This is a genomic window from Lichenicola sp. (assembly GCF_965198575.1).
GTDB lineage: Bacteria > Pseudomonadota > Alphaproteobacteria > Acetobacterales > Acetobacteraceae > Lichenicola.
Genome location: NZ_OZ240671.1, coordinates 2,906,792 through 2,931,670, shown reverse-complemented (window position 1 = coordinate 2,931,670; position 24,879 = coordinate 2,906,792). Strand labels below are relative to the sequence as shown.

Sequence of the window (24,879 nt, the reverse complement as noted above, 5' to 3'; positions counted from 1 at the left end):
CCTTGGTCAGCTGCCGTTCAGCACGCCCTGCATGAAGTCGAGCGGCACGGCGCGAAATCCCGCACTTGATTGGATCGGTTGGCCGAGTTCGAGGTAGCGGTCGGTCGGGCCGGTGCGCGGCCAGTCCGGCAGCGTGCCGCCATTCGGGTCGCCGGTGCCGGCAAAGCGGGTCCAGGCGGACATCATGACCTCCGCCATCTGCCGATCCGGAGCCGATGCCGCCGGGCCCAGCGTGCCGAACACGCAGGGGATCTCATTGGCGTGCGTGGGCGGGTGGCCCTGCACCGGCTCGGTGAACAGGTAGCGATACGTCCGCGGATCGCGCGCCGCCGCCGCCCGCCCGATCATGCGGGCACCCTCGTAGAAGACGCCGTCGCCGATGATGTCCGCCCCGGCGCGCAGCACCGAGGCCGGGTCGTGCGCAGGATAGATCGATGCGGCCTGGGCAGCCCTGGCGCCGAACAGCTGCGCCAGGCGCTGCGGATAGTCGGCAGGCGGCAGGCTTGCCCAGCGTCCGGCAAAGCCCAGCCCCTCATCCGCCACGTCGCCGATGATGATCGGCATGCGCCGCGCGCCCGGCTCGGTCAGCAGCAGACCGGGCTGTTCCGGCAGCACCTGTCCATCGACGATCGGGAACGGCAGCGGCACCGGCGCCATCCTCGGGGCCAGCCTCTGGATCGTGATGTTGGCGGCAAGCAGCGACGCCGCCGGGGCACGCCGGAGGGCGGCGATGTCGGAGCCGATCGCAAGACCGGTCTGTTCGGCCTCGGCAAGGGTCACGAAGCGCCAGCCCAGCGCCGGGCTCTCCAGGATCGCCTGGCCGAACAGCCCGTTCGTCATCGGGGAGGCCAACAGCATGGCGACGGAGGTGCCACCGGCAGATTCGCCGAACAGGGTGACGCGCCTCGGATCGCCGCCGAAGCGGGCGATGTTGGTCTGCACCCAGCGCAACGCCTGGATCTGGTCGAGCAGTCCGTAATTGCCCGACACCCCGCCGCCCTCGCGCGTCAGGCCCGGATGCGCCAGAAACCCGAACACGCCGAGCCGGTAGTTCAGCGTGACCAGGACCACGCCGTGGCGGGCCAGGCGGTCGCCGTCATAGACGGGCTCGGATCCGGATCCGAATACGAAGCCGCCGCCATGGATGAACACCATGACCGGCAGGCCGGGCGCACCCGTGGACAGGCCCGGACGGTGCGGCGCCCACACGTTCAGCGACAGGCAGTCCTCGGACGGCACTGCGGCGACGCCAGGTCGCGACACCTGCATGCAAGCCGGGCCGGCTCTCGTCGCGTCGCGGACACCGGTCCACGGGATCGCCGGTTGCGGTGGCCGCCAGCGCAGCGGCCCGAGCGGCGGCGTGGCGTAGGGAATGCCCATGAATGTCTGTACCGCGCCGTCCGGACTGGCACGGCCGGCGAGCACCCCGTCGGCGATCGTCACGGTGGGGCCGGCGATCGGAGCGGGGGCGCCACCGGCCAGGGTCGGCATCAACAGCAGGGCCGGGCCGAACAGCAGGCACGACCACAGCAGGGCGCGCGCAACCAGCGAACGAAGCAGCATGGTCAACCGGCGCCGGATGCCGTGCCGACCACGGCAGTCGGTGCGGACGCCCCGGAACCCTGCAGCAGATCGAGCACGTGCTGCAGCCCGCCGAGCGCCTGCGAGACACCATCCCCGCCCGCGGCGGTGGCTGTTGTCGCCGAGGACGCAACCTGGGTTGCCGCCTGAGCCTGGGGCTTCAACATCTTTGCAAAGGCGGCCGAGTGCGTACCAACCGAGTGGGCGTGGCGGGCGTGCTGCATGGAGACCACCGGCGAGACGGAAGAGACTATGGCCATGAGGAACTCCGATGCGGCGGGATGCTCGAACTGCAAGCAGCCTGGTGACTGCAAGCGACAGGCCAGCTCAGGACGTGATGGAAGGGCCGAAAATAGTGATTTTCCGCGCGGTGCGGCGCCAGCCCGGGGGCGATCCTGCCCGGCAGATCATGCCGACCGGCAGGCTCAGCCGAGCAGCGCCAGCACCTCGTCGAGGGTCGGTGCTGCTTCGGCGGCGCCTCGTTTCGTGGTGGCGAGCGCACCGCACGCAGCGGCGAACCGGACCGCTTCGCCGAACCGGTCGCCCCGTGCCATGGCCACGGCCAGGCCTCCGTTGAAGCAGTCGCCGGCGGCCACGCTGTCGATTGCGTTCACCTGGAACGGCGGCACGAAGCCGCTCTCGCGGCCGTCGCGCCAGAACACGCCGCGCGCGCCCAGCTTGACGATCGCCCGGGTGAGGCCTTTCGCCTGCAACCTGTCGGCGGCGACCGCGGCCGATGCGGGATCGGTCGGACGGATGCCGACCAGCCGCTCGGTCTCGGTTTCGTTCGGCGTCACCAGGTCGATCAGCGCCCAGGCCTCCTCCGGCAAACCGTCCAGGGGAGCCGGCGCCGGATCGAGGATCACCAGCGCACCGCCTGCCCCGCTTGCGCCACCACGACGGGCCCGGCGCGCGGCCTCCAGGCTGACTGGCAGAGGGGTTTCCAGCTGCAGCAGCAGCACTGCGGCCTGGTCGAGCAGAGGCCCGATCGCGGCACCGTCGGTGGCATCGAGCGCCATGTTGGCGCCGCCGACGACGGTGACGGTGTTCTCGCCTGCCGCATCGACGCCGATCAGCGCGATGCCGGTCGGTTGCCCCGGATCCCTGGCGAGCGCTGCCAGCCCGACGCCGAAGCCGGCGAGGTGGCCGCGCGCCAGTTCGCCGAACGCGTCGTCGCCGGTGCGGCCCGCCAGCTCGACCGTCAGGCCCAGCGACCCCGCAAGCCTGGATGCGGCGGCGGCCTGGTTGGCGCCCTTGCCGCCGAGGCCCATCGCATAGCGGGAGGCATGGATGGTCTCGCCCGGCCGCGGCAGTGCGTCGGAGTAGGCGATGATGTCGATATTGACGCTGCCGAGCGACAGGATCAGTCGCCGCCCGGAGGGTGAGGCCGGTGCCGTGTCGAGGCTCATGGCAAGTGTTCCAACGGTGGCAAGCGCTCGTTTCTGGCATGCCGGCCGATGCGGCTCAATCCGCGGCGGCTCGCCGGATCAGCGCCCGGGCGGCGAGCCCGGCACAAGCGAGGTAGGCGGCAACTCCCACGAACCATACCGTCCCCGGCAGGGTGTGCACGGTGGCGGCGAACAGCGTCGTCACCAGCAGCGGGCCGCCGATGCCGGCGAGGTTGGCGAGGCTCGACAGCGTCCCCTGCAATTCGCCCTGCCGCGCAGGCCCGACATCGCGCGACATCGATCCCTGCAGCGCCGGCAACCCGACCCCGCCGCCGGCGAGCAGCGGCATGATCGCGAACGGCATCCAGCCGCGGCCGGCCAGCCCCATCAGCAGGAAGCCGCCGGCATCCAGCATCATGCCGAGCAGGATGGTGCCGCGCTCGCCGAGGCCGCGGATCAGGGGGGCGGTCAGGAACGCCTGGCTGAGCGCGAACAGCAGGCCGTAGCAGGCGAACGAGCACCCGACGACGAGGGGGGTCCAGGCATATCGGGCCTGGCCGTACAGCACCCACAGCGAGATCGGGATCTGGCCGACCACGCACATCACGCAGAAGATGCCGATCATCGGCAGCAGCGCCGGCATGGTCCGCAGCCGGCGCAACGACGAGAACGCGTTCATCTGCGACAGCCGGATCGGCGTCGAGCGGTCGCGCACCCGATCGGGCTCGGGCAGCATGAACCAGGCGAGCAACAGGTTCAGCCCGTTCAGCGCGGCGGCCAGCAGGAACGGCAGCACCAGCCAGAGCTGCCCCAGCGTGCCGCCCAGGATCGGGCCGAGGATCCAGCCGATGCCCATGACGGCGTTGAGCTGGCCGTAGCGGCGGGCGCGGTCGCCTTCCGGTGTCACGTCGGCGATGGTGGCGGCGATCACTGCCATGTTGGCGGCCGTGATGCCGCCGATCGCGCGGGCGACATAGAGCAGCCACAGCGACGGCGCGAAGCCGGTCAGCAGGTAGTCGGTGGCACCGCCGAGCAGCGACAGCAGCAGCACCGGGCGGCGGCCGAAACGGTCGCTGGCGGCTCCCAGCAACGGCGCGAACAGGAACTGCATCAGCGCGAAGGTCGAGACCAGGGCGCCGTAATGCATCGCGGTCGAGCCGCCGCCGGCCAGCCGCCGGAGCAGCGACGGCAGGATCGGGATGATCAGCCCGACCCCGATCGCGTCGATCAGGGCGGCGAGGTAGAGCACGGTGAGCGCCCGGTTCATGACGCCTCCCGGGCTCACGCGACAGCCCGGGCGAAACCGCCGGCGGGCACGGCAGCCCATCGGGTGAGCCGGCGCCGTCGTCAAGTGGAATGATGGCCGGGCGGCCGGTCACCGTGCATCATCGCGCGACAGGCGGGAGCTTCCGGATGCTGAACACCATCGTTGCCCTGCTGCTGGCCAGCGTGCTCGCGGTGCCGCTTTCGCGTCGGGCGGGGTTCGGCAGCGTGCTCGGTTACCTGATCGGCGGGCTGGTGATCGGGCCGTCGGTGCTGGGGCTGGTGTCCGGCGTGGCGCAGATCGCCGCGGTGTCGGAGCTCGGCGTGGTGATGCTGCTGTTCCTGATCGGGCTCGAGCTGCGACCGGCACGGCTGTGGACGATGCGCCGCTCGGTGTTCGGGCTCGGCTCGACCCAGGTCGGCGTGAGTGCCGGCGCGCTGGCGGTGCTGATCCATACCGCCGGGATGCTGCCGGGTGTTGCATGGAGCGGCATCGGATGGGCTGCCTGCGTGGCACTCGGCGCCGGGCTGGCATTGTCCTCGACGGCGATCGTGCTGCCGATGCTGGGCGAGCGGCAGCTGCTCGAAGGCCGCGCCGGTCGCGACAGCTTCGCGGTGCTGCTGTTCCAGGACCTCTCCTTCATCCCGCTGGTGGCGCTGGTGCCGCTGCTCGCGACCGGGCTGTCGGGCGCCCCGCATACGTTCCATCCGCCGGCCTGGCAGAGCGTCGCGCGGGCGGTGGCGGCGGTGGCGGTGATCCTGGTCGGCGGGCTGGTGCTGCTGCCGCGGGTGTTCCGGCTGATCGGCGGCGCACGCACGCCCGAGCTGTTCACGGCAGTCTCGCTGCTGACCGTGGCAGGCACCGCCTGGCTCGCCTCGGAGGTCGGGCTGTCGATGTCGCTGGGCGCGTTCCTGGCCGGCGTGCTGCTGTCGAACTCGGAATACCGGCACGAGCTGCAGGCCGACATCCAGCCGTTCGAGGGGCTGCTGCTGGGTTTCTTCTTCATGTCGGTCGGCATGGGCGCGCGTGTCGACCTGCTGGTGGCCAGCCCGGGCGGCATCCTGGCGGCGGTCGGGCTGCTGCTGCTGGTCAAGGCGGCGATCGCCTACGGGCTCGGGCGGATCGGTGGCCAGGACAACCCCACCGCGATCCGCTTCGCGCTGGCCCTGCCGCAGGGCAGCGAGTTCAGCTTCGTGCTGTTCGCCGCCGCCGTCGCTGCCGGGACACTGCCCGCGGGGATCGCCGAGCGTGCGACGCTGGTGATCGCGCTGTCGATGGCCGCCACGCCGATCCTGTTCGCGGCCTCCGAGCGGTTGCTGCTGCCACGGCTCGAGCGTCGGCGCGAGCCGGTGTACGACACCATCGAGGCGGGCGACGCGCCGGTGATCATCTGCGGTTTCGGCAGGATGGGTCAGATCGTCGGTCGCGTGCTGCGCACCCAGGGCATCGCCTACACCGCGCTGGAGCAGGACCCGACCCAGATCGAGGTCGTCCGCCGCTTCGGCAGCAAGGTGTTCTACGGCGATCCCGGGCGTCCCGACCTGCTGCGCGCTGCCGGCGCCGAGACCGCCCGTCTGCTGGTGGTGGCGCTGGGCGACCCGGAGGACGTGCTGCGGGTGGTCGACGTGGCCCGCCGCACCTTCCCGGATCTCGCGATCATCGCGCGCGCGCGCAACCGCCGGCATGCGCACCTGCTGATGGAGCGCGACATCCCGGTGGTGCGCGAAACCTTCCACTCGGCGCTGCGCATGACCGAGCAGGTGCTGGAGCAGCTCGGCGTCAACCCGCAGCGGGCGATGAGTGCGGTCGAGGCGTTCCGCGAACTCGACGAGCTCAACCTGGTGCGCACGCTGGCGGTCCGCGACGACGAGAAGAAGCTGATCCAGAGTGCGAAGGACCAGAGCGACGAGCTGACCGAGCTGTTCCGGCACGACCGCCCGGCGATCTGACGCGCGCTCGATGGCTGCCGGGACCCTTGCCGCAGGTGCCGGCGGCACGCATCTGAAGGCCGGAGGACCACCCTCCCCTACGCAGATATGGAGACACGCATGCGCGCCGTCGGTTACCAGGTTCCCGGCCCGATCACTGCCGAGGCATCGCTTGTCGATATCGAGCTACCGGTCCCTGAGACACATGGGCGGGACCTGCTGGTCGCGGTGAAGGCGGTGTCGGTCAACCCGGTCGACACCAAGATCCGCAAGCGGTCCGGACCCGAGGCCGGCGAGTGGAAGGTGCTGGGCTGGGACTGCGCCGGAACCGTGGTGGCCGCGGGGCCGGACGCGCTGTCGTTCAAGCCGGGCGACGACGTGTTCTACGCCGGCGCGATCGGCCGGCCGGGCAGCAATTCCGAGTTCCAGCTCGTGGATGAGCGGATCGTCGGGCGCAAGCCGAGCACGATCGGGTTCGCCGAGGCGGCCGCGATCCCGCTCACCGCGGTGACGGCGTGGGAGACGTTGTTCGACCGGCTCGATGTCCGCCGGCCGGTGCCTGGTGTCACGCCGGCGATCCTGATCATCGGCGGGGCGGGCGGCGTCGGCTCGATCGCGATCCAGCTGGCGCGGCGGCTGACCGACCTGGTGGTGATCGCAACCGCATCCCGGCCGGAGACGGTGGAGTGGGTGCGCGGGATGGGTGCCCACCACGTGATCGACCACTCGAAGCCGCTGGCGGCGCAGGTCGCCGGGCTCGGCATCGGCGCGCCGCCGTTCGTGTTCTCGACCACCAACACCGACCAGCACATCGGCGAGATCGCCGAGCTGATCGCGCCGCAGGGCCGCTTCGCGCTGATCGACGATCCGGGCGTGGTCGACATCGCCGCCTTCAAGACCAAGAGCGTGTCGGTGCATTGGGAGCTGATGTACACCCGCACGATCTTCGAGACCGCCGACATGGCCGAGCAGGGGATGCTGCTGAACGAGGTCGCCAGCCTGGTCGATGACGGCACCCTGCGCACCACGCTCACCGAAACTCTCGGCCCGATCAACGCCGCCAACCTGAAGCGCGCCCACACGCTGCTGGAGAGCGGCCGCACGATCGGCAAGGTCGTGCTCGAAGGGTTCTGAACGACCCTACCCGACCGGCGGCCGTGCACGGCCGCCGATCCCGCGCATGATCCCGTAGAGGGCGATGCTGGCTGCCAGCACGCCGACCAATCCGAGGATCTCGGCCGGCGGCGCCACGTAGATCAGTACCGCCATCGCCACCATGCCGCCGGCTGCCGCCACCGGCAGCAGCCTGAAATCGACCGGCTCGCCGACCGTCTGGATGCGACGCCGGTGCAGCACCCAGGCGGCACCGCATCCGAGGAAATACAGCCCGGCGGTGTTGAGGGTGGAGGCGACGACCAGGCCGGTGAAGCTGCCCGACAGCGCCAGCCCGGCCGCGATCACCGCATGCACCACGATCGCCGCGTCCGGCGCATGGGTGCGCCGATGCGCGCGGCCGAGGACGCGCGGCAGCAGGCCGTCACGGGCGAAGGCGAACAGGATGCGCGGCGCGCCCAGGATGTCGCTGCCGATCCAGCCCAGCATCGACAAGGCCGCACCCACCACCAGCAGCATGCGGGCCACCGGGCCGATCCGTGCCGCAGCCGCAGCCAGCGGTGCCGCCTGGCCACCGAGCGACGCGCCCAGCAGCGACTGCGCCACCAGCTGGATCGCCACGTAGAGCACCAGCACGAACCCCATGGCGCCGAACAGAGCGCGCGGCACGGTGCGATTGCCGTTCGCGACCTCGCCACTGGCTGCAAGCGGGGTCTCCATGCCGCTGAACGCGAACACGCCCAGGAGCACGGCCGTCGCCAGCCCGAAGACGTGCGGTGCGGTGATCGGCCGCGGCGGCGGGACCGATCCGCTCAGCACCATTACCGCACCGACGGCCACGAACAGCAGCAGCGGCACCAGCTTGACCAGGGTGGCGGCGGTGACCATCCAGGCCGCCTCACGGACACCGCGCATGTTGACGAACGCGATGGCGCCGATCGAGACGATGATCACCAGCGCCCGCCCCGGCCCCGCCGCGATCCCCGGCAGCACGGTGCCCACGGTATCGGCGAGCGCGCCGGCGATCCCGCCGCATGCCAGCACGCTGGCCATCCAGGTCAGCATGCCACACACGAAACCCGCCGCCGGACCGAACGCGAAGGCGACCGTTCCATACACGCCGCCGCTGGTCGGCAATCGGCTGCCGGCCTCGGCGAAGCACACGACGACGAAGCTCATGGCGATCGCGCACACCAGGTAGGAGAGCGGCGCCCACGCACCGGCCGCCCGCGCCATCGCCGCAGGCAGGGTGAAGATGCCGGCGCCGACGACGCCGTTGATGACCGCGGCGGCCAGGGCAACCGGTCCGATATGTCGTCGCAAGACGGCGTCGCGTTCAAGCTGGAGTGTCATGTCGCGAAGGCTGGCGGCTTCGTATCGCCAGCGCAACCTGCTCGTGCTGGCCGCCGGCCATCATGATCCGGGCGGCCATGGAGCAGGCGCATGAGTCGGCGGCGGTGATGCTGCGGGGGGGGGGGAGATCACGGGTCGGCCGGGATGAAGCGGAGGGTGCCCGCCTGGCGTGCCGCCATGCCGGTGTCGTTCGGATGGTTGACGCCGTCCGCGACAGGCACCTCGGGGAAATCGAACGGGCTCACCCCGTCCAGGCAGGCGACGTTCACGCCGTACTGGCTCTGGTCGGACCGCCGCTGGTGATGCGTGTAGATGCCGCAACGGGAACAGAAGAAATGCTGCACGCTTTCGGTGTGGAAGCGGTAGCTGGTCAGCATGTCCTCGCCCTGCAGGATCCTGATCCCGCCGGCGCCCGCCATGACGACCACGGCGCCACGCATCCGGCAGTAGGAACAGGTGCAGCGGCGGATCGTGTTGAAGCCGTCGCTGAGCGTCGCTTCGAAATGCACGGCGCCGCAATGGCACCGGCCGGTCCGGATGTTCGTCTCGTCCGCCATGATGTTCGTGTCTCCTGTTCCGGTTCATGCGCGGATCGTCACCATCCTGCTCGTTCTAGAGCTTTTTCCGATCGGAAGGGATCGGAAGAAACTCTAGTTCACTGTTGTGGCGAGCATCTTTATCCGATCGATAAGCAAGGTCGATCGGATGATGCTCTAGGGCGCAGCGGCGATCCGGCAGGCATGGTCCTCGAGCTCCTCGCCGGAGCCGGGTGCGAGCCCAAGGGCGGAGCCGATGATGCCGGTGGTTGCATCGGCCTGGCCGTCGAGCAGGATGAAACCGGGCGTGCCCTGTCGATCGGCGCCGACCAGCACCAGCGTATGACGACCCATTTCGTGCGCCGGATCGGCCAAGGAGCGTGCCAGAACCTGGAACGGATCGGTATCGCCCAGTTCGGCGCCGGGTAGCCAGATCGCCCGGTAACGGTGCGAGGCAAGCGGCATCGGCAGCGTCTGCCAATGGGTGCCGATGCCGGGCAGCGCCTGGTCGAGGGCCAGGTGGATGTCGGGGCGGATGCAATCGACATGGATATGCAGCTGGTTCTGGCTGCGTCCGTCCATCGAGTTGATCGCCAGCGCGAAATCCTCGCGTGGCAGCCGGCGATGCACGCGCTCATCGACCAGCGACGTCACACTCCAGGCGCGCGCGAAATAGTTCGGGACGCCGGGTGCCAGGATTTCCGGCGCCTCGATGCCGGTGATCCTGGCAGTCGGGATCAGCAGGTATTGCGACGCGCCCTTGATGTCCTTGAGCACCGCCGAACCGGCAGGGTCGACACCGACACAGGGTGCCGGGGTGTGGTTCGCCTGCATGTCGGGGACGCAACGCCCGTGCACGATCTTCCACAGCGCGTCCGGATCGCGGCACCAGGCCCGGTGCGGCGGCAGCGCGACCGCCAGCAGCACGCCTGCCAGCAGGACACCGGAGCGCATCACGCGGTGGCGATCTCCGGTTGCAGCCCGATCGCCTGCGCCAACCGCTCGAGCCGGCGACTAACGCTTTCCCCGGTGAAGTCGCCGCGATCGGGGGCCAGCCGCAGCACCAGCCTGCCGGATTGCGGCACCAGGCTGGTGCCCTCGAGCAGTTCGGGCACGCCGGCGCACAGTGTGTACGCCAGCCGCAACGCCAGCCCGAGGATCTCGGCGCGGCGAAAACTGTCATCGTCGAGCAGGCGACGCGCGGATTGCAGGAACGGCTGGTCGAGTTCGGCCTCGTAGCGCATCGCCAGGGTGAGGGCGAGATAGGCGCGCGTCGGGTGGTCGAACGCCATCCCGGGCTGGCGCAGCACGCGCAGGAAGGTCTGCTCGGCGCGGTATTCCGGATGATCGAAGGCGCCGCTATCCGACATCCAGCAGGCACATACGCGCAGGCGTTTCTGCCGGGCGGTCTCTGAGCTGGGGCCGCCATCCGACGGCAGCCCGTACTGCACCAGCGCCTGCGTCCAGGCGATCAGGGCCGGCGGCAGCAGCGCATTGCGGCCGAGTGTGGCGGCCATGTCGCGCGCCGCCGCCTCCATCGGCTCCTGGCTCATCGCCTCGGGGGCGACGTGGCGCATGAACCAGCCCTCGCGCAGACCGTCGACGCAGAACACCACCCGTGCCGGGGCCGCCCGACGCAGCAGCCGGCGCAGCACGATGGCGGCCCAGGGCAGGTCCTCGAGCCGCTTGCGGGGCGCGCCGGGCAGACGCTCGAGCGTGCGGCGGCTGGCACCGATCACCCAGCCGGTCATCTCGCGCGCCTCGTCCTCGCGCAGCTCGTATTGATGGACGATGTTCAGCGGATAGAAGGTGCGCGCGATCTGCAGCCTGGCCAGCGCACGGAACGCGCCGCCGACCAGATACAGCGTGCGGCCGGTGCCCTGCTTCAGCCAGTCGACGCTCATCAGGTCCTGCTCGACCAGCGTGCGTGCCCGCTCCAGGTCGCCTTCGGCGCGGTCGTTGAGCCGGATCACGCCCAGCTTCAGGGTCTGCGCCTGCTGCTTGGTGCCGTCGGCGAGCCTGACCAGCTCGAGCGAGCCGCCGCCGATATCGGCCACCACCCCGTCCGCCTCGGGCAGGCCGCAGAGAACGCCGGTCGCGGAATAATCCGCCTCCTCCTCGCCCGACAGGATGCGGATCGGCACCCCCGGCATGATCCGGCGCAGCTCGTCCACGAAATCCGGACCGTTGCTGGCGTCGCGCACCGCGGCGGTCGCCAGCACCTCGAACGGATCGGCACCCATGCTGCGGGCCACGGCGTGGAAGCGCCGCATCAGCACCACCGCCTGCACGACGCCGTCCGGGTTCAGCCGGCCGGTCTGCTCCAGGCCTCGACCGAGCCGCACCACCGCCTTCTCGTTGAAGATGGTGACCGGGTTGCGCGCCTTGCCCTCGAACACCACGAGCCGGACCGAGTTCGAGCCGAGATCGATGACCGCGGCGCGTGGTGGGCGCGCGGCGGCGGGATCGGCGAAGGGCTGCGTCGGCATCGGCATCGGCATCAATCCTCGAGGATCCGGTCAGGGCGGCGTGGCAGTGGTCGCACGACCGGGAGTGCTGCGTTCTTGCCCGCCGAGCCACGGCCGGACAGCGATGGATTGGTCATGAAATACTCATGCGCCGAGAACGGCTTGATGCTGGAATCGAGACGGCGCCACTGGCCGCTCTCGGACAGCTGCCAGGATTGCAGGTTGTCCTTCAGGTCCATCACCATGATCTGGTCGAGAACCTGCGCGTGCACGGTCGGATTGCGGATCGGCACCATGCTTTCCACCCGCCAGTCCATGTTGCGGGCCATCCAGTCGGCGCTGCTGATATACACCAGCGCCTCACGCGACGGCAGCCGGCTGCCATTGCCGAACACGAAGATGCGGCTGTGCTCCAGGAACCTTCCGACGATCGACTTCACCTGGATGTTCTCGGACAGGCCCGCGACACCCGGACGCAGGCAGCAGATGCCACGCACCACGATCAGGATGCGCACGCCGGCGCCGGAGGCCTCGTAGAGCTTGTCGATCAGGTCGGCATCGACCAGCGAATTCATCTTGAGCCAGATCTGCGCAGGCTTCTTTTCGCGCGCGAAGGCGATCTCGCTCTCGATCAGCTCGACCAGGGTGCTGCGTATGGTCAGCGGACTGAAGGCGATCGCGTCCATCGCGGCGGGTTTCGCATATCCGGTCATGTAGTTGAACAGGCGTGCGGAGTCGCGTGCGAGCCCGGTGTCGCAGGTGAAGAAACTCAGGTCGGTGTAGATCCGCGCGGTGATCGGATGGTAGTTGCCGGTGCCGAAATGCGCGTAGCTGCGCACGCTGCCGCCCTCGCGACGCACCACCAGGCTGAGCTTGGCGTGCGTCTTCAACTCGGCGAATCCGAACACCACCTGCACGCCCGCGGCCTCCAGAGTGCGCGCCAGCCGGATATTCGCCTCCTCGTCGAAGCGCGCCCGCAACTCCACCATCGCGGTCACCGACTTGCCGTTTTCCGCAGCCTCGATCAGCGCCTTCACGATCGGGCTGTCGCGCGAGGTGCGATACAGCGTCTGCTTGATGGCGACCACTGCGGGATCGAGGGCGGCCTGACGCAGGAACTGCACCACCACGTCGAAACTCTCGAACGGATGGTGGACGATGATGTCCTTGGCGCGGATCGCGGCAAAGCAGTCGCCGCCGAAATCGCGGATGCGCTCGGGGAAACGCGGCACGTAGGGCGGGAACAGCAGGTCGGTGCGGTCGCTCTCGATGATCTGCTTGACGTCGACCACGCCGACCAGCCCGTCATGCACCTGGACTTCGCCGAGCGGCACGTCGAACTCGTCGGCAACCAGTTCGGCGAGGTCGTCCGGCATGCCGCCGACGATGTCGAGATGGATCACCACGCCGCGCCGGCGACGCTTCAATGCGGTCTCGTAGGAGCGAACCAGATCCTCGGCCTCCTCCTCGAACTCGACGTCGGTGTCGCGGATCACCCGGAACACGCCGCCACCGCCGATATGGAAGCCGGGGAACAGCCGATCGAGGAACATCACGATCAGGTCTTCGAGGATGATGAACCGTGCCGGCTCCGGCGAGATCTCCGCCGCCGTCGTGTCGTCGGCCGCGCGTGACGGCAGCCGGATGAAGCGATCGACCTGGTTCGGCAGCATGATCAGGCCGGTCATGACGTTGCGCTCGTTCTCGTCGCCTAGCAGGCGCAGCACCAGGCCCAGCCCCATGTTGGGCACGAACGGGAACGGATGCGCGGGGTCGATCGCCAGCGGCGTCAGCACCGGAAAGATCCGCTCCATGAAGCAGGTATCGAGCCAGGCGCGGTCCTGCTCGTCGAGGCCGTCCGCGTCGAGCACGGTGATCCCGGCCGCTCCCAGCGACGCGCGCAGTTCCTTCCAGATCCGCTGCTGCTCGCCGAGCAGGCTGCGCGACCGCTCCTCCACCGCCGTCAGCTGCTGCGTCGGCGTGCGACCGTCGGGCGAGCGCGTGGTCAGCGCCTCGCGCACCTGGCCGACCAGGCCGGCCACGCGCACCGAGTAGAACTCGTCGAGGTTGCCTGCGCTGATCGAGAGGAAGCGCAGCCGCTCCAGCAACGGGTTGCGCTGGTTGTCGGCCTCCTCGACGACGCGCTGGTTGAAGTCCAGCCAGGACAGCTCGCGATTGATGAAACGATCGGGACTGTCGGCGGTCGGTGGCTGGGCGGGGGTGGCGTGCGCGCGGGTCGATGGATGACGTGCGGCAGGACGCGTGCCCGGATGGGACGCGGTACGGTTGGTCAGCGAGCGCGACCTGGCCTTGTCCCGCGCGGTCGCTGTCGCTTTCGCTGGCGGCTTCAACTCGTCCACGTGCGATCCCCTGTGCTCACGGTGATGTAATCGTAGGCAGTCCGCCGGGGGGTGGGAAGGCCGCCGCCGGGCTGCAGCGCCCCGCCATCCCGCGGCATGAGGCGTGCACAGGAGCCATCGGCAGTTGATATTCTCATGACAGCCTCGTCCCCTGCTGTCGGCCGTCCCGTCCCGCCTGAACCTCGGAGCACCCGTCTTGCGTCGCAGATCCTTCATCGCCGCCCTGCCGGCGGTCGCGTTGCCGGCGATCCAGATCACCGGTCAGGCCTTCGCCGCACCTGCCGGCAACGCACCCGCCACCCAGGGCGGTGCCCCGTCCGGAGCGACCACCGACGGGCCTGGCCAGGGCGGCGCTGCCCATCCGGCGCCGGTCGAGCTGCCCGGCTTCCAGCCGCCCGGCACCGAGCATTTCAACCGCCCCGACGTGCATGCCGGCGACCGTCCGGCCGGCGCCAGCTTCGCCAGCCGGTCGGCGGCGATGGGCCTGTCCGGGGCGGCCGGCACCGCGCACCCGATCGCTACCCAGACGGCGATCGAGATCCTGCGTCGCGGTGGCTCGGCGATCGATGCCGCGGTGGCCGCCAATGCCTGCCTGGGCTTCCTCGAGCCGACCAGCTCCGGGCTCGGCGGCGACTGCTACGCGATGGTCTGGGACCCGAAGCTGTCCAAGGTGGTCGGCCTCGCCGGCTCCGGCGCCAGCCCCCGTGGGCTCAGCCTCGAGACCGTGCGCGCGCATGCCCGCAACGGTGCGTTGCCGCCGCTGGGTGCGGTGACCGTGTCGGTACCGGGCGCGCTGGACGCCTGGTGGACGCTGCACCAGCGCTACGGCCGGCTGCCCTGGCGCGAGCTGTTCCAGCCGGCGATCGCCCTCGCCACCAACGGTGCGCCGGTGCCGCAGATCATCGGCTATTACATCCACCGCAACATGGCGGCTTTCGTGAAGCCGGGCTCCGGCGTCGAGGAGACCGCCAACGCGCTGCACACCTACGCACCGGACGGCCAGCCGCCGCGCGAGGGCGACGTGTTCCGCAATCCGGATCTTGCCCGCACCTACACGATGATCGCCGAGGGTGGCCGCGACGCGTTCTATGACGGGCCGATCGCCGACACCATCGAGCGCTACTTCAAGCGCATCGGCGGCTGGATGACGCGCGACGACCTGCGCCGGCACCATTCGGACTGGAGCGACCCGCTGGTCACCAGCTATCGCGGCGTCGAGGTGTACGGCATGGCCGAGAACACCCAGGGTGCGGCGACATTGCAGATGCTGAACATGCTGGAGCATTTCGACCTCCGCCAAATGGGCTTCCAGTCGGCGGACTCGTTGCAGGTGCAAATCGAGGCCAAGCGGCTCGCCTACGAGGATCGCGCCCGCTACTACGCCGATCCGCACGTCTCCAAGGTGCCGTTCGAGTGGCTGGTCTCGAAGGATTACGCCGCCGAGCGGGTGAAGCTGATCCGGCCCGACCGGATCAACACCGACGTCAGGCCGGGCGACGCGCCGAGCCATGGCGACACCACCTATTTCACCATGTCGGACAGCTCCGGGATGATGATCTCGATGATCCAGTCGAACTTCCGCGGCATGGGGTCGGGGCTGGTGGCGGACGGGCTCGGCTTCATGTTCCAGGATCGCGGCCAGCTGTTCTCGCTGCAGGACGGCCATCCGAACCTGTACCAGCCTGGCAAGCGGCCGTTCCAGACGATCATTCCGGGGTTCGCGACCAAGGGCGGGCAGCCCTGGATGAGCTTCGGGGTGATGGGCGGCGACATGCAGCCGATGGGTCAGCAGCAGATCATCGTGAACCGGGTCGATTACGGCCTCGACATCCAGGCCGCCGGCGACAGTCCGCGCTGGCACCATGAGGGCTCGTCGCAGAGCATGGGCGAGGACCAGCCGCATCTGCCGCCCACCGGGATCCTGCGGCTGGAGAGCGGGGTTCCGGTGGCGACCCGCATTGCACTGGCCGGACTGGGCTGGACGCTGGCGCCGTCGGATGGCGGATACGGCCGTTACGAGTGCATCGAGCATCGCATGAACGGCGCCGACCGGGTCTGGGCGGCGGCGAGCGAGATGCGCGCGGATGGCTGCGCGCTCGCCTACTGAGAGGCCGACCCGATCCCGCACGGGCGGAAACGTGATCCCGCGGCGGGCGTCCCCGGGCAGGTTGTCTCGTGACGTGAGCATGGCCGGTTGCTAATCGGATGACCATGTCTCCCGATCACGATCTTTCCGTCGCTTCCGGGCCGTCGCTGACCTCGAGGGCATCCGGCTCGTCGTCCGCCACGCCGATGGCGGACCCGCCGGTGGCGGACCACGCGGCGCGCTACCGGGCGATCCTGGCCAGCGCCACCGATTTCGCCATCATCGCCACCGATCGTGCCGGGCTCATCACCGACTGGAACACCGGCGCCGAGCGGGTGTTCGGCTGGTCCGAGCAGGAGATGCTGGGAACCAGCGTGGAGCGCATCTTCACCCCGGAGGATCGCGCCGACGGCGGTCCGCACCAGGAGATGATGCAGTCGCTGCAACACGGGAACGCCCCCGACGAGCGCTGGCACATGCGCCAGGATGGCCGCCGCTTCTGGGGCAACGGCGAAATGATGCCGTTGCGCGATCCGGACGGCGTGCATATCGGCTTCCTCAAGATCCTGCGCGATCGCACCGCGCAGCGTCTCGCCCTGGACCGGCAGCATTCCGATGCGGAGTTCCTGAACCGCGTCCTGGCGGCCTCGCCCGACTGCATCAAGGTGCTCGATCTCGATGCCAGGCTGCTCTTCATGAGCGATGCCGGGCAACGGGTGATGGAGGTCGGGGATGTCGGCGCGATCATCGGCTGTCCCTGGCCGAGCTTCTGGCAGGGCGCCGGCAACGCTGCTGCCAACGCTGCGCTGGCGGCGGCACGGCAGGGGGGTGCCGGCCATTTCGAGGGCATGGCCAACACCATGGCCGGCAATCCGCGCTGGTGGGACGTGCAGGTCACGCCGATCCTCGATGCGGACGGGCGCCCGGAGAAGCTGCTTGTGGTGTCGCGCGACATCACCGAGCGCAAGCAGGCGGATGCCGATATCGGCAACCTGGTCGGGCTGGTCGAGCAGTCCACCGACTTCATCGGCATCGCCAGCCCCGAGGGGCGGATGCTGTTCGTCAACCCGGCCGGCCGCAACCTGGTCGGGCTGGACGACGACACCCCGCTGGCGGAGCTCGGCATGCTCGATGTCGTCCTTCCGGACGACCAGGCCGCCGTGGCCGAGCTGGTGCTGCCCACGGTGCAGGAGCGGCATCACTGGGAGGGCGAGCTGCGGTTCCGCCAGGCCCGGACCGGCGAGGCGATCCCGGTGCTGTGCACGATCTTTCCGCTGCGCGACGTGCAGGGCACCCTCACCGGCTACGGCACCGTCACCCGCGACCTGCGCGAAACCAGGCGTGCCGATGCCCGCCGGGCTGCTTTGCTGGAGCTCGGCGACCGCATGCGCGAGCTCGAGGATCCGGCGCGGATGGCGTTCGTCGCCGCCGAGATCATGGGCCGCGCGCTCGGCGTCGACCGGGCAGGCTACGGCACGCTCGATCCGCATGGGCATGCCGTGGTGATCGAACGCGACTGGACCGCGCCCGGCACGGCGAGCGTCGCCGGAACCCACCTGCTGCGCCATTACGGTCGCTATTTCGAGGATCTGGGCCGCGGCGAGACCGTCGCCATCGACGCCATCGCGCTCGATCCGCGCACCGCGGATACCCAGGCGGCACTCCTGGCGCTCGGCATCCAGGCGCTGGTGAACCTGCCGCTGATCGAGCAGGGCCGGCTGGTGGCTCTGTTCTACATCAACCATGCGACGCCACGGGCATGGACCGGCGACGAGCTCGGCTTCGTGCGCGACGTGGCGGAGCGCACGCGGGCGGCGATCGAGCGCAGGCGGGCGGAGCAGCGCCTGCGTGACCTGGCGACGATGCTGGAACACCAGGTGGCGGAGCGCACCCGCGAGCGCGACCGGATCTGGCGGGTGAGCCAGGACCTGCTTGGGGTGGCGGACAGCCAGGGTCGCTGGGCCAGCATCAATCCGGCCTGGAACGCGCTGCTGGGCTGGGACGATGCCGACATCATCGGCCGCAGCTCGGAATGGCTGGAGCATCCGGACGACCATGTCGCCACCAGGACCGAGGTCAGCCGGCTGGCGGCGGGCCACCGCACCTTCGCGTTCGAGAACCGCTTCCGGGGTCGCGACGGGCAGTATCGCTGGCTGTCCTGGGCTGCGGCGCAGGAGGACGGCCTGCTCTACTGCGTCGCCCGCGACATCACCGCGGAGAAGGCGGCGGCGGAGGCGCTCCGGCTCACCGAGGACCGGCTGCACCAGAGCCAGAAGATGGAAGCGGTGGGCCAGCTGACCGGCGGCCTGGCGCACGACTTCAACAACCTGCTGACCGGCATCACCGGCAGCCTGGAGCTGCTCGAGACCAGGATCGCGCAGGGGCGCCTGGGCGATGTCGGGCGCTACATCGCCGCCGCGCAGAGCGGGGCCACGCGCGCCGCCGCCCTCACCCACCGGCTGCTGGCATTCTCGCGGCGGCAGACGCTGGATCCGAAGCCCACCAGCCTGCACCGGCTGGTCGCCGGCATGGAGGAGCTGATCCGGCGCACGGTCGGGCCGGCGATCGAGATCGTGGTGGTGGCCGGCGCCGAGCTATGGACCGCGCGGGTCGACCCGAACCAGCTCGAGAACGCGCTGCTGAATTTGTGCATCAACGCCCGCGATGCGATGCCGGATGGCGGCCGCATCACCATCGAGACCGCCAACACCTCGGTGGACGAGGCCACCGCCCGCCAGCGCGACATGGCGCCGGGCGCGTATCTCTCGATGGCGGTGGCCGATACCGGCACCGGCATGACCCCCGACGTGATCGCCCGCGCGTTCGACCCGTTCTTCACCACCAAGCCGCTGGGCGCCGGCACCGGGCTCGGCCTGTCGATGATCTACGGTTTCGCGCGCCAGTCCGGCGGCCAGGTCTGCATCCATTCCGAGCCTGGGCGGGGCACCACCATGTGCCTGTACCTGCCCCGGCACGTGGAGCCCGGCGATGATGCTGCACCGGAGGCGGCGACCGGGCGTGCCGGGACCGCGCACGATGATGACACGACCGCGGGGGTCGGACGCGCCGGCCGAGGCGAGACGGTGCTGGTGGTGGATGACGAGGCGGCGATCCGGATGCTGGTCGTGGAGACCCTCGAGGAGTTGGGCTACACCGCGATCGAGGCAGCGGATGGGTCTGCCGGGCTGCGGGTATTACGCTCCGACGCCCGGATCGACCTGCTGGTCACCGATGTCGGGCTTCCCGGCGGGATCAACGGCCGCCAGCTGGCGGATGCCGGGCGGGCCATCCGGGCCGGGCTGAAGGTGCTGTTCATCACCGGCTACGCGGAAGCCGCGGTGGTCGGCGACGGGCTGCTGGACCCGGGCATGCATGTGCTGACCAAGCCGTTCCTGATGGACACGCTGGCAGGCCGGATCGAGCAGCTGATCACCGGGGCGGTGATCTAGGCTGGCGGCAACCGCGGCGGCCGTCTCCGCCCGCAACGCGGCGCCCCTGCTTCAGGCTCCGTCTTCGAGATGCTTCGCGCCGTCCGAGCTACTCTCCGCCAAAGGTCTTATGCAGCGTCGCCACGGAGACGTGTGGCCAACTCAGGGACGCACCTGGTGCGCCTGTCCCCGTGAGAACGGGGAAGTTGAGAAAGACGGTCTGGACGTATTGCAGCTGCAGAAAGCCGGTATCCTCGGTCGGTCCCTGGATCTTCTCGATCCAGAATGTCGCGAACATCGTTTCTGCGGCCGCATTGCTTTGAAGAAATGGAATATTCAGTATATTCCCGCCTGTGTTGAGCCCCGCCAGGATATCCTTCGGTGGCTGGCCCTCGGGCTGCTCTTGAAGCAGGCTCGGCACCGTGGCGATATTGATGACCACCATGTGTTCGATCACCTGGTCTGACAGCGCTGCGGTCAGAAGCTTCACCGGGTCGAGGACCATGTCCTGCATCGGCACACCTAGGATCGTGGTCGGCAACGGACGAGCCGGTATGTCTCCGGCCGGTGTGCGGAAATTGACTGCTGCAGGGGTGAAGTTCGACAGGTCGTAGGGAGCGAAGCCCGAGAGTGTGCCGGGGAGTGGTATGGTGGCACCGACTGCAAAGGGCGACGTGTTCGAGGGTGTTATGGCGTCGGGGTTGAACGGATTCCCGGTGAACGGATCGAGGCTGATCGCGCTGCCTTGCGCCAGCAGCGAGTTCCCATGCGGAACCGTCCCGAGCCGGAACACGCTCTGCGTGGCGTCGACGTCCTGCGTCGGCACATGAACCCACATACCTTCTTCGATGTGCAGGGCGCCGCCGGTGACCAGGTCGGTTATCTTTTGCTGATAGGTCAGCCCAAACAACTCGATATCATCGACAACATTGCCGCGGTTCGGGATCGAAGAGGATATCGGGATGAAGTTCAGCGTCTCGAACGTCTGGTTGAGCTCGAGAAACAGAGGTGACTCACCTTGGCGGTCTGGCCGGGCAACCAGATTGAAGCCTTCGCCGGTCCAGGTTCCACGGAGGTTTCTCAGGAACCCGAGCTTGTCTCCGACAGCTTCGGAGCTGGCACTCCTGCGGATCGAGGGTATGTATGCTACTGTCATGGTCGTCTCTCCGGTTTCGTATTGAAAGGACTTTGCTCCTGGTGACGATAGGGCAAACGATGTGCTTCGAGGGCGGGACGATGGAGCGGTCGGAATAACCCGCGCACATCATCTCGCCTGACAAACACAGCGTAACTTATTCGCACGGTAACGGTTGTGAAAAGGTTACGTGATCGAAAAGTCCTGGTTTAACGCTTTTTCGCCGATATGCGACGTCTGCGACCTGCTCAACCCTCATGCAGGGCCTGCATCTTTCCGGATTCGGGAAATGCGTCCGTATCGACCTGGATGGTTTGATGAGCGGTTCACGCATTCCAACCGTGCGGATCGTCAGACACGTTTCGTAGTGTCCTGACCTGACCGCTCCGGCGGCGGAACCTGATCGGCCGTGCCGGAAACTCACGCCCACTACAGCAGCGAGCCGGTCCCCAGCTCGCCATCCGGGAGCGTTTCCGCGTCGGCGGGTCCCGCCAGCATGCCGGCAAGCACAGCGGCCGCGAGCGGGCGGGTGACGCGACGACCGAATGCCATGGCGGTCTCGTCCAGTCGACGGGCGGCCTCGCGCATGGCGCCGGCGGTGCGTGGCAGGCGGGGCAGCAGCCAGTCGACCACCGGACGGGTGACCGCCAGCTGACGCTCGACCAGGAGCCGCATCAGCAGGATCCGCAACAGCTCGTCCTCCGGATGTCCGAGCCCGACTGCCTGGATCGCACGCAGCCGGCTGCCCAGGTCCGGCAGCGTGACCGGCCAGCGCGCCGGCGGGGTGCGGCCGGTCAGCAGCACCGGCACGCCGGTCTCGTGCGCCGCGTTGAGCAGGTGCAGCAGCGCCGCCTCGTCCGCACGCGACTCGTCGAGGCTGGCATCGGCATCGTCGACCGCAATGCCGCCCCACCGGTTCGGCGACTGGAACAGCTCGGCCAGGTCGCGCAGCGCGGTGCCGGGGAGCAGCAGTGCCTCATGTTCGCGCGCCCACACATGCAGCAGATGCGTCTTGCCGCTGCCGGCGTCGCCCCATAGCGCCAGCCGACGCGACGGCCAGCCGGAATCAGCCCGCGGCGCCAGCCAGGCCAGTGCATGCCGGTTCGATCCGGCCGCCAGGAAGTCGGCACGCTCGAACTGCGGGCGATGCGCGAACGGCAGGGCCAGCTGCCTGGCGGGAGACTCGAGTGCGGGTTGCCGCGGGAGGGTGTCCGGCGAGGGCTCCCGTGGGAGGGAGTGCACGGTGGACTTGCCTGGGGGCGGGGTTGCGGCACCGTCTCCGTCCTGCCGCATCGGCACGCGCCCCCTGCCCGCCCTGCCGCGCGCCGCGTGCTGCGCCGTCCCGGAACCGAGGAGCATGTAGCGCAGCTTCGGCGCCACTTCGATCCCCCGCCGGCATCAGGAGGCGCGTAGCGCTGGCACCAGGACGCGCGCGGGGCTGGCTGCATCCGCTGCCGCCGGATGCTGCAGCACAGCAAGTGCCGCAGGTTCCCAGCACTTTTCCCATGTGGCAATCTCGAGGTTCAAGAAGCGGCCGAATGGTCGCGTGCAAGGGAAGGGACCGTTCGATGCGTGATCGACGCAGGGAGTCTCGGCGGCCGTTGCCGGGCCGCAACCGCGAACTGGCCGATCGGATGGGGCATGCCGATCCAGCCGATGACCGATCGCACGGACCCGGAGGACGCGGACGATGAGCCAGTCACTCGGTGGCGCACAGATGCCGGGAGCCTGGCCCGAGCTCGACGAGATCGCGGCCCAGGTCAATGCGGGCCTGCCGCACGGCACTGTGTTTTCCAGCCGGCCGGCAAGTCCGTCCTCCAGCTCCGCAGCGTCGGACTACCAGAGCGCCCGCTCCGGATCACCGCCACCCTCACGGCCGCCATCGCCGCGGCAGGTCCCGTTGCCGCCGTCCCCCGCCAGCTCGGCCGCCTCGTCGCGCTCGTCGTCGCCGGCCTCGTCGCGCCCGTCGTCACCGGTCTCGTCGCGTCCGTCGTCACCGACAGGGAGTTTCTACTCGGCCCGGTCGACCGGCTCGTCCGTCGCCGCGCCGGACATGCCGCCACGGCTGCCGCTCTGGGAATGGCGTAGCCGGGTCGATGCGTTCAAGTCGGTGGATGCAGCGCTCGAGCTCGGCGCCGGAATCCTGGCATCCGCGTTCGCCGGCCGGAACGTTCCGGTTGCCTGGTGGACCTTCGCGCCGATCGCCGGTGGCGCCTACGAGGCCTACAAGATCTACAAGGCGCGCAACCCGGACGAAGCCGCGAAGGAGGTGAACCCCCTCCTCAAGACCTACTACGAGGCGAGGCCGTTGTTGCGTGACGGCAACATGTCCGCGGATCATCGGGCGACGGTCGACTACCTGCGCCGGGCGAGCGCGCGCGGCGTCGGCGATGCCACGTCGGCGACGATCTCGCTGATCGGCGGACACTTCGTCCAGGATCTCGGCTGGACCTTCAACTCGCTGATCCATGCGCCGGCCGCCGGGGGCGCGCTCTACACGCTGACACGCGCCAGCTGGATGCTGGTGCGGCGCCTCAGCACGATGCAGCGCGCGGATGACCAGGACCTCGTGAACACCTGGATCACCGGCCTGATCGGCCTGAAGGCGGGCCGGCTGGGCTTCCGGATCGTGCATTCGCTGCTGCCCCGCTTCGAGAACCAGCAGATCCTGTCGATCCTGGCGGGAGCCACCGCGATCCGGCTCGGCGGCAGCCTGACGATCGGCGGCTACATCAATGCGATGGCCTCGCACATCCACTTCAAGGCGTACGAGGAGCAGGGCCACCTGGCGCAGTTCCCGCTGCGGCCGCCGGCAGATATCGAGGCGCAGATCCCGCTGCGCGGCAGGCAGGCCGGACCGAACTCGGAACTCGTCTTCATGCTGTTCGAGGACGCCCTGGTACAGACCAGCACCCGGAACGTCGCCGGCGACATCATCCAGGATCCCGCCGGCTGGCTGGCCATCGCCCACCGGCTCACCATGACATGACGTGTTCCCACCGATCGCTTTTCTCACGGGCCCGGCTGCCGTAAACGGGCGCCAGCGCCGCCGGCGATTCGGTTTCCGGCGCGGATGGTCCGATCGTCGGGCCGTCGCGACAGCGCCGGAGGGCACGCCATGGGTTCGGAACCGGTCACAGCCTCGTATCGCGGGTCCGGGGTGGATATTGAGGCCGGCGACGCGCTGATCGAGGCGATCAAGCCGGCAGCCAAGGCGACCGACCGTCCCGGCACCATGGGCGGCCTCGGCGGCTTCGGCGCGCTGTTCGACCTGAAGGCGGCGGGGTTTCTGGATCCGGTGCTGGTGTCCTCCACCGACGGCGTCGGCACCAAGCTGATGCTGGCGATCGAGAGCGGGCGGCACGAGACGGTGGGCATCGACCTGGTCGCGATGTGCGTCAACGACCTGGTCGTGGCCGGGGCCGAGCCGTTGTTCTTCCTGGATTATTTCGCCACCGGCAAGCTTGCCCTGGAAGACGCCGCACGCGTGGTGCAGGGCATCGCCGAGGGCTGCCGGCTGTCCGGCTGCGCGCTGGTCGGCGGCGAGACGGCCGAGATGCCCGGCATGTATGCGCCGGGCCATTACGACCTGGCCGGCTTCTCGGTGGGTGCGGCCGAGCGTGACGCGCTGCTGCCGAAGCTGGTGTCGCCGGGCGACGTGATCCTCGGGCTGTCCTCGAGCGGCGTGCACTCGAACGGCTTCTCGCTGGTGCGCAGCATCGTGGCCGCCACCGGAATGGGCTGGGACGCGCCCGCACCGTTCGCGCCGCTGATGTCGCTCGGCGAGGCGCTGATGATCCCGACCCGGCTCTATGTCGGCCCGGTGATGGCGCTGGTGCGTGCGGGGGTATTGCGGGCGGCGGCGCACATCACCGGCGGCGGGCTGCCGGGCAACCTGCCGCGGGTGCTGCCGGCGGGGACGGTGGCGGTGCTCGAGGGCGACGCCTGGCCGATGCCGCCGGTGTTTCCCTGGCTCGCCCGCACCGGCCCGGTGGCGCCCGACGAGATGCTCAGGGTGTTCAATTGCGGGATCGGCATGGCGCTGGTGGTGTCCAATGTCGCCAGCGCGAGTGCCTTGCTGGCGGAGCTCGGCGAGAGCGTGACGCTGATCGGGCGGATCGAGGCAGCAGCGAGCCCGGACGCGCCGGCCAGCGTGCGTTTCGCCAGCATGCCGGCGTTCTGAGGCGTGTCTTCAGGGAGCGGGCGGACCCGGGTCGCGGTGCTGGTCAGCGGCCGCGG

General features: G+C 69.5%; 17 protein-coding genes. 6 read left to right on the top strand and 11 right to left on the bottom strand.

The window, feature by feature from the left end:
* Positions 1-6: 6 nt before the first annotated feature.
* The 4 genes from ACOEQ2_RS13290 to ACOEQ2_RS13275 all read right to left on the bottom strand — a co-directional run bounded on the left by ACOEQ2_RS13290 (position 7) and on the right by ACOEQ2_RS13275 (position 4,236).
* The gene (locus ACOEQ2_RS13290) at positions 7-1,563 is read right to left on the bottom strand and encodes a carboxylesterase/lipase family protein (protein WP_419728451.1); all 1,557 of its coding nucleotides are present in this window, start codon (positions 1,561-1,563) and stop codon (positions 7-9) included.
* A 2-nt stretch (positions 1,564-1,565) separates the two neighbouring features.
* A complete protein-coding gene (locus ACOEQ2_RS13285; protein WP_419728450.1) occupies positions 1,566-1,841 on the bottom strand; it encodes a hypothetical protein in 276 nt (91 codons plus the stop codon).
* Between the two features lie 165 nt (positions 1,842-2,006).
* Positions 2,007-2,990 (bottom strand): ribokinase, encoded by a 984-nt coding sequence (locus tag ACOEQ2_RS13280; protein WP_419728449.1) that lies wholly within the window; start codon positions 2,988-2,990, stop codon positions 2,007-2,009.
* A gap of 55 nt (positions 2,991-3,045) precedes the next feature.
* Positions 3,046-4,236 carry a TCR/Tet family MFS transporter gene (locus ACOEQ2_RS13275; RefSeq protein WP_419728448.1) on the bottom strand — a complete coding sequence of 397 codons (1,191 nt, stop codon included), beginning with the start codon at positions 4,234-4,236 and terminating at the stop codon, positions 3,046-3,048.
* 146 nt (positions 4,237-4,382) lie between these two features.
* Here ACOEQ2_RS13275 and ACOEQ2_RS13270 point away from each other — a divergent pair, with 146 nt between their 5' ends.
* Together ACOEQ2_RS13270 and ACOEQ2_RS13265 are read left to right on the top strand one after the other, a co-directional pair.
* A complete protein-coding gene (locus ACOEQ2_RS13270) occupies positions 4,383-6,182 on the top strand; it encodes a cation:proton antiporter (protein WP_419728447.1) in 1,800 nt (599 codons plus the stop codon).
* Between the two features lie 99 nt (positions 6,183-6,281).
* Positions 6,282-7,295: a zinc-binding alcohol dehydrogenase family protein gene (locus tag ACOEQ2_RS13265; protein ID WP_419728446.1), complete on the top strand. Its 1,014-nt coding sequence runs from the start codon at positions 6,282-6,284 to the stop codon at positions 7,293-7,295.
* Between the two features lie 6 nt (positions 7,296-7,301).
* On the opposite strand, the gene ACOEQ2_RS13260 is transcribed toward ACOEQ2_RS13265, so the two are convergent.
* From ACOEQ2_RS13260 to ACOEQ2_RS13240, 5 genes are all read right to left on the bottom strand, one after another.
* Entirely contained in the window at positions 7,302-8,627 is a 1,326-nt protein-coding gene (locus ACOEQ2_RS13260; RefSeq protein ID WP_419728445.1) for an APC family permease, read from the bottom strand.
* Between the two features lie 128 nt (positions 8,628-8,755).
* Positions 8,756-9,184, bottom strand: a complete 429-nt coding sequence (locus ACOEQ2_RS13255) for a GFA family protein (RefSeq protein WP_419728444.1) — start codon at positions 9,182-9,184, stop codon at positions 8,756-8,758.
* Positions 9,185-9,340: 156 nt separating this feature from the next.
* A complete protein-coding gene (locus tag ACOEQ2_RS13250; RefSeq protein WP_419731223.1) occupies positions 9,341-10,117 on the bottom strand; it encodes a CDP-diacylglycerol diphosphatase in 777 nt (258 codons plus the stop codon).
* Positions 10,117-11,658 (bottom strand): Ppx/GppA family phosphatase, encoded by a 1,542-nt coding sequence (locus tag ACOEQ2_RS13245; protein WP_419728443.1) that lies wholly within the window; start codon positions 11,656-11,658, stop codon positions 10,117-10,119. The genes ACOEQ2_RS13250 and ACOEQ2_RS13245 overlap by 1 nt, the downstream gene beginning before the upstream one ends.
* A 5-nt stretch (positions 11,659-11,663) precedes the next feature.
* Positions 11,664-13,991, bottom strand: a complete 2,328-nt coding sequence (locus tag ACOEQ2_RS13240) for an RNA degradosome polyphosphate kinase (RefSeq protein WP_419728442.1) — start codon at positions 13,989-13,991, stop codon at positions 11,664-11,666.
* A 196-nt stretch (positions 13,992-14,187) separates the two neighbouring features.
* On the opposite strand from ACOEQ2_RS13240, the gene ACOEQ2_RS13235 reads away from it, so the two are divergent.
* Positions 14,188-16,098, top strand: a complete 1,911-nt coding sequence (locus ACOEQ2_RS13235; protein WP_419728441.1) for a gamma-glutamyltransferase family protein — start codon at positions 14,188-14,190, stop codon at positions 16,096-16,098.
* A 98-nt stretch (positions 16,099-16,196) separates the two neighbouring features.
* Positions 16,197-19,526 (top strand): PAS domain S-box protein, encoded by a 3,330-nt coding sequence (locus tag ACOEQ2_RS13230; protein ID WP_419728440.1) that lies wholly within the window; start codon positions 16,197-16,199, stop codon positions 19,524-19,526.
* 88 nt (positions 19,527-19,614) lie between these two features.
* Here the strand turns inward: ACOEQ2_RS13230 and ACOEQ2_RS13225 are convergent, their stop codons facing one another.
* Complete coding sequence (locus ACOEQ2_RS13225) at positions 19,615-20,661, bottom strand: heme-binding protein (protein ID WP_419728439.1); 1,047 nt, start codon at positions 20,659-20,661, stop codon at positions 19,615-19,617.
* A gap of 408 nt (positions 20,662-21,069) precedes the next feature.
* Positions 21,070-22,020: a chromosomal replication initiator DnaA gene (locus ACOEQ2_RS13220; protein ID WP_419728438.1), complete on the bottom strand. Its 951-nt coding sequence runs from the start codon at positions 22,018-22,020 to the stop codon at positions 21,070-21,072.
* Between the two features lie 310 nt (positions 22,021-22,330).
* Here ACOEQ2_RS13220 and ACOEQ2_RS13215 point away from each other — a divergent pair, with 310 nt between their 5' ends.
* Both ACOEQ2_RS13215 and purM read left to right on the top strand, forming a co-directional pair.
* Positions 22,331-23,629 (top strand): hypothetical protein, encoded by a 1,299-nt coding sequence (locus tag ACOEQ2_RS13215; protein ID WP_419728437.1) that lies wholly within the window; start codon positions 22,331-22,333, stop codon positions 23,627-23,629.
* Between the two features lie 129 nt (positions 23,630-23,758).
* Positions 23,759-24,823, top strand: a complete 1,065-nt coding sequence (purM, locus tag ACOEQ2_RS13210) for a phosphoribosylformylglycinamidine cyclo-ligase (RefSeq protein ID WP_419728436.1) — start codon at positions 23,759-23,761, stop codon at positions 24,821-24,823.
* Positions 24,824-24,879: the final 56 nt, after the last annotated feature.

Coding starts and splice junctions, on each gene's coding strand:
- ACOEQ2_RS13290 (WP_419728451.1), bottom strand. CDS start 1,563: ATGCTGCTTCGTTCGCTGGTTGCGCGCGCCCTGCTGTGGTCGTGCCTG.
- ACOEQ2_RS13285 (WP_419728450.1), bottom strand. CDS start 1,841: ATGGCCATAGTCTCTTCCGTCTCGCCGGTGGTCTCCATGCAGCACGCC.
- ACOEQ2_RS13280 (WP_419728449.1), bottom strand. CDS start 2,990: ATGAGCCTCGACACGGCACCGGCCTCACCCTCCGGGCGGCGACTGATC.
- ACOEQ2_RS13275 (WP_419728448.1), bottom strand. CDS start 4,236: ATGAACCGGGCGCTCACCGTGCTCTACCTCGCCGCCCTGATCGACGCG.
- ACOEQ2_RS13270 (WP_419728447.1), top strand. CDS start 4,383: ATGCTGAACACCATCGTTGCCCTGCTGCTGGCCAGCGTGCTCGCGGTG.
- ACOEQ2_RS13265 (WP_419728446.1), top strand. CDS start 6,282: ATGCGCGCCGTCGGTTACCAGGTTCCCGGCCCGATCACTGCCGAGGCA.
- ACOEQ2_RS13260 (WP_419728445.1), bottom strand. CDS start 8,627: ATGACACTCCAGCTTGAACGCGACGCCGTCTTGCGACGACATATCGGA.
- ACOEQ2_RS13255 (WP_419728444.1), bottom strand. CDS start 9,184: ATGGCGGACGAGACGAACATCCGGACCGGCCGGTGCCATTGCGGCGCC.
- ACOEQ2_RS13250 (WP_419731223.1), bottom strand. CDS start 10,117: ATGCGCTCCGGTGTCCTGCTGGCAGGCGTGCTGCTGGCGGTCGCGCTG.
- ACOEQ2_RS13245 (WP_419728443.1), bottom strand. CDS start 11,658: ATGCCGATGCCGACGCAGCCCTTCGCCGATCCCGCCGCCGCGCGCCCA.
- ACOEQ2_RS13230 (WP_419728440.1), top strand. CDS start 16,197: ATGACCATGTCTCCCGATCACGATCTTTCCGTCGCTTCCGGGCCGTCG.
- ACOEQ2_RS13225 (WP_419728439.1), bottom strand. CDS start 20,661: ATGACAGTAGCATACATACCCTCGATCCGCAGGAGTGCCAGCTCCGAA.
- ACOEQ2_RS13215 (WP_419728437.1), top strand. CDS start 22,331: ATGAGCCAGTCACTCGGTGGCGCACAGATGCCGGGAGCCTGGCCCGAG.
- purM (WP_419728436.1), top strand. CDS start 23,759: ATGGGTTCGGAACCGGTCACAGCCTCGTATCGCGGGTCCGGGGTGGAT.